The organism is Aeromonas sp. R10-2, from assembly GCF_040908445.1.
Taxonomy (GTDB): domain Bacteria; phylum Pseudomonadota; class Gammaproteobacteria; order Enterobacterales; family Aeromonadaceae; genus Aeromonas; species Aeromonas veronii.
Genome location: NZ_JBFODS010000028.1, coordinates 86,988 through 93,188 on the forward strand (window position 1 = coordinate 86,988; position 6,201 = coordinate 93,188).

The following is a 6,201-nucleotide window of genomic DNA, read 5'->3' on the forward strand; positions in this document are numbered from 1 at the left end:
CAGATTGTTATGGGGGAAGTCTTTGAGTTTCCGGTGCGTGTCTACTACGAAGACACCGACGCCGGGGGCATCGTCTACAACGCCAATTATCTCAAGTTTATGGAACGTGCTCGCACCGAGTTTCTTCGTGCCAAAGGGGTCGAACAGGACGTCTGGCTGCAGGAGGGATATGCCTTCGTGGTGAGCCGAACTGAGATCGATTTCCGCTCGGCGGCCCGTTTTAATGAACTATTGAATGTATTAACGCAAGTGATTGAAGTGAAACGCGCATCCCTGCGCTTTTCGCAGCAGATCCTGGCGGCTGATGGACGACTGATCACCCAGGCCATGGTACAGATAGCCTGTGTCAGTCATCCGCAAATGAAACCTGTAGCTATACCTGAAAAAATCAAGGGAGTGCTGTTAAGTGCACGCTGAAATTTCGTTTATTGGCCTGTTTTGGCAAGCCAGCCTGTTGGTAAAACTGGTCATGATGACCCTGATGAGCATGTCTATTGTCTCGTGGGCGCTGATTATCCAGCGTTCAAAGGCGATCAAGGCGGCCAATCTTGCATCGGAACAGTTTGAAGATCGCTTCTGGTCAGGGGTCGATCTCAATCGCCTCTATCAGGAGTCCTCTTCCCGCCGCGATGATATCGAAGGCATGGAAGATATCTTCTACTCCGGCTTCAAGGAGTATGCCCGCTTGCTCAAGGCCGGTGCCCGTGGTCAGGATGCGGTGATGGATGGTACCTACCGCGCCATGCGCGTTTCCCTCTCCCGCGCGGTGGATGATCTGGAATCCAATCTGCCGGTGCTGGCGACCATCGGCTCCATCAGCCCCTATATCGGTCTGTTCGGTACCGTATGGGGGATCATGAACGCCTTTATCGCCCTGGGTCAGGTGCAGCAGGCCACCCTGCAGATGGTGGCACCGGGTATCGCGGAAGCGCTGATCGCTACCGCCATGGGTCTGTTTGCCGCTATCCCGGCGGTTATCTTCTACAACCGCTTCTCCAACAAGGTAGAGCGGCTGGAGAACGCCTACGCCAACTTCATGGACGAGTTCACCACCATTCTGAACCGTCAAATTGCACAGCAGCAGGGTGATCAGTAATGCAAACCTATCAGCGGATCCGGCGCAAAAAGGTGGCCGAGATCAACGTGGTTCCCTATATCGACGTCATGCTGGTGCTGCTTATCATCTTTATGGCGGTCACGCCGGTGATCACGCAAGGGGTCAAAGTGGATCTGCCACAGGCTGAGTCCGAGCAGTTGCCGGAAGATGCCAAGCCGCCCTTCATCGTCAGCGTCAATACCGAAGGCGAGTATGTTATCAAGGCTGGCGAAGCCGATGACGAGCCGGTGCCAAGTGGCACGCCAGAGGCGATGCAGCAATACATCACCGAAAAAGCCATGGGCTATCTGGCGATCAACCAGAATGCCCCCGTGGTGGTCGCGGGTGACAAGGCCGTGCGCTACGAAGAGGTGATCCTATTGATGGTGGCCCTCAAGAATGCGGGTGTGCCTCAGGTTGGCCTGATGACAGATCCGGTGAACTAACGGAGATGGATGTGAAGCGTGGTATTTCCGGTTATCTCATCGCGTCGTTTCTGCTGCACCTGATCATCGGCATCATCCTGTTTGTCGGGCTCGATTTCAGCAAACCGAAACGGCCCGAATCGAAGGGGCAGATCGTCAATGCCGTCATGCTCGATGAGAACTTCCTCAACGAACAGGCCAAGCAGATCCAGCAGCAGAAATCTCAGCCCAAGCCACAAAAGGTAGAGAAAGAGAAGGATAAGGAAGACACGGATCTCGCCAAGCGCGAGCTGGCTCAGAAACAGGAGCAGCTTCGCATCGCCGAGACCAAGCGCAAGCAGGCCGAAGAGGCGACTCGCAAGGCCGAGGCCGAGAAGCAGAAGAAGGTTGCCGAGCAGAAGCAGGCGGAAGAGAAGGCCCAAAAAGCCGAGGAAGCCCGCAAGCTGGAAGAGCAGAAGGCCAAGAAGGCCGAAGCCGAGCGTAAAGCGGCGGAAGCCGAGAGCAAGGCGTTGGCGCTGAAGAAGAAAAAGGAACAAGAGAAGAAAGAGGCCGAAGAGAAGGCCAAGGCGGCAGAAGCCAAGGCCAAGAAAGCGGAAGCTGACAAGAAGGCCAAAGCTGAAGCCGAGAAGAAAGCCAAGGCAGAAGCAGAGAAAAAAGCCAAAGCCGAGGCCGAGAAGAAGGCCAAGGAAGAGGCTGAGAAAAAGGCAAAAGCTGACGCAGAGAAGAAAGCCAAGGCCGAGGCCGAAAAGCAGGCCAAGATCGCGGCTGAGCGCAAGCGTAAAGCCGCCGAGCAGGCCAAGCTGCAAAAAGAGATGGAAGAGATGATGCAGCAGCAGCTGTCGGCTGAGGCCAATGCCCGCAGTCAGGCGGCATCTGCAGCAGCCCAGGGCGAAGTCGACAAATATGCGGCGCTCATCAAGGCCACTGTTGAGCGGTATATGATTTTGGATCCCACCATGCGGGGTAAAACATGTACTATCGGCGTACGTCTTGCGAGCAGTGGCTTTGTCATATCGGTAGATAACGGCCAGGGTGACCCGGCGGTTTGTCGTTCCGGTAAGGCGGCTGTTCTGAAAGCCAATCAACTGCCTGTGCCCAAGGATCCTGCGGCATTCGAGATGTTGAAGGAATTTAACCTGAAGTTAGAACCGAGTATCTAAGCGTGATAAAACGAGGTTGCTTGCCTCCGGTTGGCAACCTCTCGCCGAGAAAGGAATTTAACCTCTCATCTATATTGGAACCGAGTATTTAAGCCATGATCAGAAAAGTATTTTTTGCTTTGGTTGGCTGTTTGTTGCTGGGCCAGAGTGCCCAGGCGGCCCTGGACATCGTCATCACCGGCGGTATTGATAGCGCACGCCCCATCGCTGTCGCCCCCTTCAAGTGGGAAGGTAACGGGCAGTTGCCGCAGGACATCGCGGAAGTGGTCTCCAACGACCTGATGCGCAGCGGCAAGTTCAAGCCGCTGGCCCGTGGCCAGATGCCGCAGACCCCGAGCAGCAGCAGCGAGATCAACTTCGCTCCCTGGGCCTCCCAAGGGGTTGAAGCCGTGGTGGTAGGTTCCATTTCGGCAGTCGGTGACGGCACCTACAAGGTCAACTTCGAGCTGGTCGATGTGCTGAAAGGCCAGCTGGCCAAGGCACAAGGTGGCGAGAGCAACGGTTACATCCTGGATAGCCGTATGGCGACCATCCCGGGTGCCCAGATGCGCCAGTTTGCCCACCGTATCTCCGACATCGTCTATGAGCGTCTGACTGGCGAGCGCGGTGCCTTCCTGACCCGTCTGGCTTACGTCTCCGTACAGCAGGGTACCCAGTTCCCGTATCAGCTGCGTATTTCTGACTACGACGGTTACAACGAGAAGACCCTGCTGCGCTCCCGCGAGCCCTTGATGTCTCCAGCCTGGTCGCCGGATGGCAGCAAGCTGGCTTACGTGAGCTTCGAGAACCAGAAGTCCGAAATCTACGTGCAGGATATCTACACCCAGCAGCGCAGCCTGATCACCAGTTTCCGCGGTATCAACGGGGCGCCGGAGTGGTCTCCGGATGGTCGTCGTCTGGCTATCGTTCTCTCCAAAGATGGTTCACCAAACCTCTATGTGGTTGATGTCGCTAGCAAGCAGCTGACCCGCGTCACAACCAGCCGTGTGATCGACACCGAACCCTCCTGGATGCCGGATGGGCAAAATTTGTTGTTCACCTCTGAACGTGGTGGCAAACCCCAGATTTATAGCGTAAATTTGGCGACTGGTATGACTCGCCGGATGACTTGGGAAGGTGAATCCAACCAGGGTGCATCCATTACTCCTGATGGCAAAATCATGGTGATGGTGACCCGTGTTCAGGGACAGTATCGTATTGCCCGTCAGGACATGGAAAACAATGCCCTGTTGGTCCTTACCCAGAGTGCTCTGGATGAGTCGCCAAGTGTGGCTCCCAATGGCAGCATGATCATTTATGCCACCATCTATCAGGGTCGTAAGAGTCTCGCGTTGGTGTCGACTGATGGTCGCTTCAAGGCTGTGCTTCCGACCAGTAGCGGTGAAATTCGTGCACCAGCTTGGTCGCCCTTCTTGAATTGATAAAAATCCAATTGTTTTTTGTTTTGTTATAAAGGTTTAAGGAAATAGCATGCAACTCAATAAACTGCTCAAGGGTTTGGCCATCGCACTGCCACTGTTCACCCTGGCCGCTTGTAGTTCTTCTTCTGATTCCGACGCCGCTGGCGCTGAATCAGGTATGACCGACGGCATGGGCGGTGTACAAACCGGCGGCGCCAACGGCATGTTGTCCCCGGAAGAGCAGATGCGTCAGAAGTTCGAAGCACTGCAGCGTGACAACGTGATCTACTTCCCGTTCGACGGTTACGATATCCAGGGTCAGTACGCTGATCTGCTGGATGCCCACGCCAGCTACCTGCGCGAGCGCCCGAGCGTTAAAGTCCTGATCGAAGGTCACGCCGATGAGCGCGGTACTCCGGAGTACAACATCGCCCTGGGCGAGCGTCGTGCCAAGGCTGTTGCCAAGTATCTGCAAACCCTGGGTGTGCAGGCCGAGCAGCTCTCCATCGTCAGCTATGGCGAAGAGAAGCCGCTGGATCTGTCCCACACCGAGGATGCCTTTGCCAAAAACCGCCGCGCGGTTCTGGTTTACTAAGGTTTAAACCGAACGAAGTTCGTTTATATGCAAGCGGCCATTTCGATGGCCGTTTTATTTGCACTAAACGCCAAGGTTTGATCCGAATGAAATCTGTATATGCGAGCGACGATGGCGCTGGCCGTTTTATCTGTACTAAACGCTAAGGTTTGATCCGAATGAAATCTGTGTACAAGCAAGCTGTCGTTGCGCTGGCCGTAATGGTTGCTCTGAATGCGCAAGCTGCGGCACCGGTCAGCGATCTGGGCGGTGACTCAAGTGGTGGGGTTGTCCTTAGCGGCAACAACGGCGCCATCGTGCCCACCGGTAGCCTGGAAGATCGGGTTGCCCTGCTGGAGCGCACCCTCAATGCCCGTCTGCGACTGCAAGCTGAATTGCAGCAACAGGTCGACTCCCTGCAAGGGGAGGTCTCCGAGCTGCGTGGTCAGCTGGAGCAGCAGACCTACCAGATGGAACAGTCGCAAGAGCGCCAGCGTCAGCTCTACCAGGAGCTCGACAAGGTTGCCAGCAGCCAGCAAGCTGCTCCAGCCGCCCCGGCCCCTGCTGCTGCCACACCGGCTGCTGCCGCCAATTACTCAACCAATCAGGATGAGAATCAGGCTTACGACGCAGCGGTCAACATGGTGCTCAAAGAGAAGAACTATGACAAAGCCATTCCGGCTTTCCAGGGCTTCATCAAGCAGTACCCCAATTCGGGCTATGTTCCCAATGCACACTACTGGCTCGGCCAGTTGCTGTTCAATAAGGGTGACAGAGCCGGTGCCTCGGCCCAGTTTTCGACCGTGGCCAACAAATACAGCAAATCCCCCAAGCGAGCCGATGCGCTGCTGAAGCTGGGTATGCTGGCGCAGCTGGATGGCAAGAAGGCGGAAGCCAAATCCTTCTATGAGCAGGTGATCAAGGGCTATCCCAACACCTCGCCGGCCCAGTTGGCCAAACAGAGTCTGGCCAAGCTGTAACATTGCTGTATGTCACTGTTTTCGTAACGCTACTGTAAAAACAGCCTGCATTTGTACGCACAGTGAGCAAACGGATTTAAATTACGAATTTTCTGTTGCACCGGAAATTTAAATCCGTAATATAGGCCGCCGTCAGAGCCGAAGCAGTAATGCAGTCGGAACTGGTCGTGGTGAGGGTCGTTAGCTCAGTCGGTAGAGCAGTTGACTTTTAATCAATTGGTCGCTGGTTCGAATCCAGCACGACCCACCATTTTCTCCACTCGGTGGAGACAGAATTCCCAGGTCGTTTAGCTCAGCTGGGAGAGCACCTCCCTTACAAGGAGGGGGTCACTGGTTCGATCCCAGTAACGACCACCATATTTGCAGTAAAAAGTTTAAAAAAATGATTTAGATGGGTCGTTAGCTCAGTCGGTAGAGCAGTTGACTTTTAATCAATTGGTCGCTGGTTCGAATCCAGCACGACCCACCATCATTTCAAGAATCCCAGGTCGTTTAGCTCAGCTGGGAGAGCACCTCCCTTACAAGGAGGGGGTCACTGGTTCGATCCCAGTAACGACCACCAGTTT

The 6,201-nt window shown here is 55.0% G+C and carries 7 protein-coding genes and 4 tRNA genes; all 11 read left to right on the forward strand.

Features of this window, described 5'->3' with window-relative positions; translation table 11 throughout:
* Positions 1-9: 9 nt before the first annotated feature.
* The 11 genes from ybgC to AB5Y97_RS06535 all read left to right on the forward strand — a co-directional run bounded on the left by ybgC (position 10) and on the right by AB5Y97_RS06535 (position 6,197).
* Positions 10-417 (forward strand): tol-pal system-associated acyl-CoA thioesterase, encoded by a 408-nt coding sequence (gene ybgC / locus AB5Y97_RS06485; RefSeq protein WP_005335737.1) that lies wholly within the window; start codon positions 10-12, stop codon positions 415-417.
* On the forward strand, positions 407-1,096 hold the full coding sequence (tolQ, locus tag AB5Y97_RS06490) for a protein TolQ (protein ID WP_005335735.1): 690 nt from the start codon (positions 407-409) through the stop codon (positions 1,094-1,096). Before ybgC ends, tolQ begins: the two co-directional genes overlap by 11 nt.
* Positions 1,096-1,542, forward strand: coding sequence for a protein TolR (tolR, locus tag AB5Y97_RS06495; RefSeq protein WP_005335733.1), 447 nt, complete (start codon positions 1,096-1,098; stop codon positions 1,540-1,542). The genes tolQ and tolR overlap by 1 nt, the downstream gene beginning before the upstream one ends.
* A gap of 5 nt (positions 1,543-1,547) precedes the next feature.
* The gene (tolA, locus tag AB5Y97_RS06500; protein WP_013723471.1) at positions 1,548-2,681 is read left to right on the forward strand and encodes a cell envelope integrity protein TolA; all 1,134 of its coding nucleotides are present in this window, start codon (positions 1,548-1,550) and stop codon (positions 2,679-2,681) included.
* A 95-nt stretch (positions 2,682-2,776) separates the two neighbouring features.
* Complete coding sequence (tolB, locus tag AB5Y97_RS06505) at positions 2,777-4,102, forward strand: Tol-Pal system beta propeller repeat protein TolB (protein ID WP_005335728.1); 1,326 nt, start codon at positions 2,777-2,779, stop codon at positions 4,100-4,102.
* 49 nt (positions 4,103-4,151) lie between these two features.
* Positions 4,152-4,676 (forward strand): peptidoglycan-associated lipoprotein Pal, encoded by a 525-nt coding sequence (pal, locus tag AB5Y97_RS06510; protein WP_005313284.1) that lies wholly within the window; start codon positions 4,152-4,154, stop codon positions 4,674-4,676.
* A 158-nt stretch (positions 4,677-4,834) separates the two neighbouring features.
* Positions 4,835-5,635, forward strand: coding sequence for a tol-pal system protein YbgF (gene ybgF, locus AB5Y97_RS06515; protein ID WP_064339412.1), 801 nt, complete (start codon positions 4,835-4,837; stop codon positions 5,633-5,635).
* Positions 5,636-5,809: 174 nt separating this feature from the next.
* A tRNA-Lys gene (locus tag AB5Y97_RS06520) sits at positions 5,810-5,885 on the forward strand.
* Between the two features lie 31 nt (positions 5,886-5,916).
* Positions 5,917-5,992 (forward strand) — tRNA-Val (locus tag AB5Y97_RS06525).
* A gap of 36 nt (positions 5,993-6,028) precedes the next feature.
* Positions 6,029-6,104 (forward strand) — tRNA-Lys (locus AB5Y97_RS06530).
* A gap of 17 nt (positions 6,105-6,121) precedes the next feature.
* A tRNA-Val gene (locus AB5Y97_RS06535) sits at positions 6,122-6,197 on the forward strand.
* The last annotated feature ends 4 nt before the right edge of the window (positions 6,198-6,201 follow it).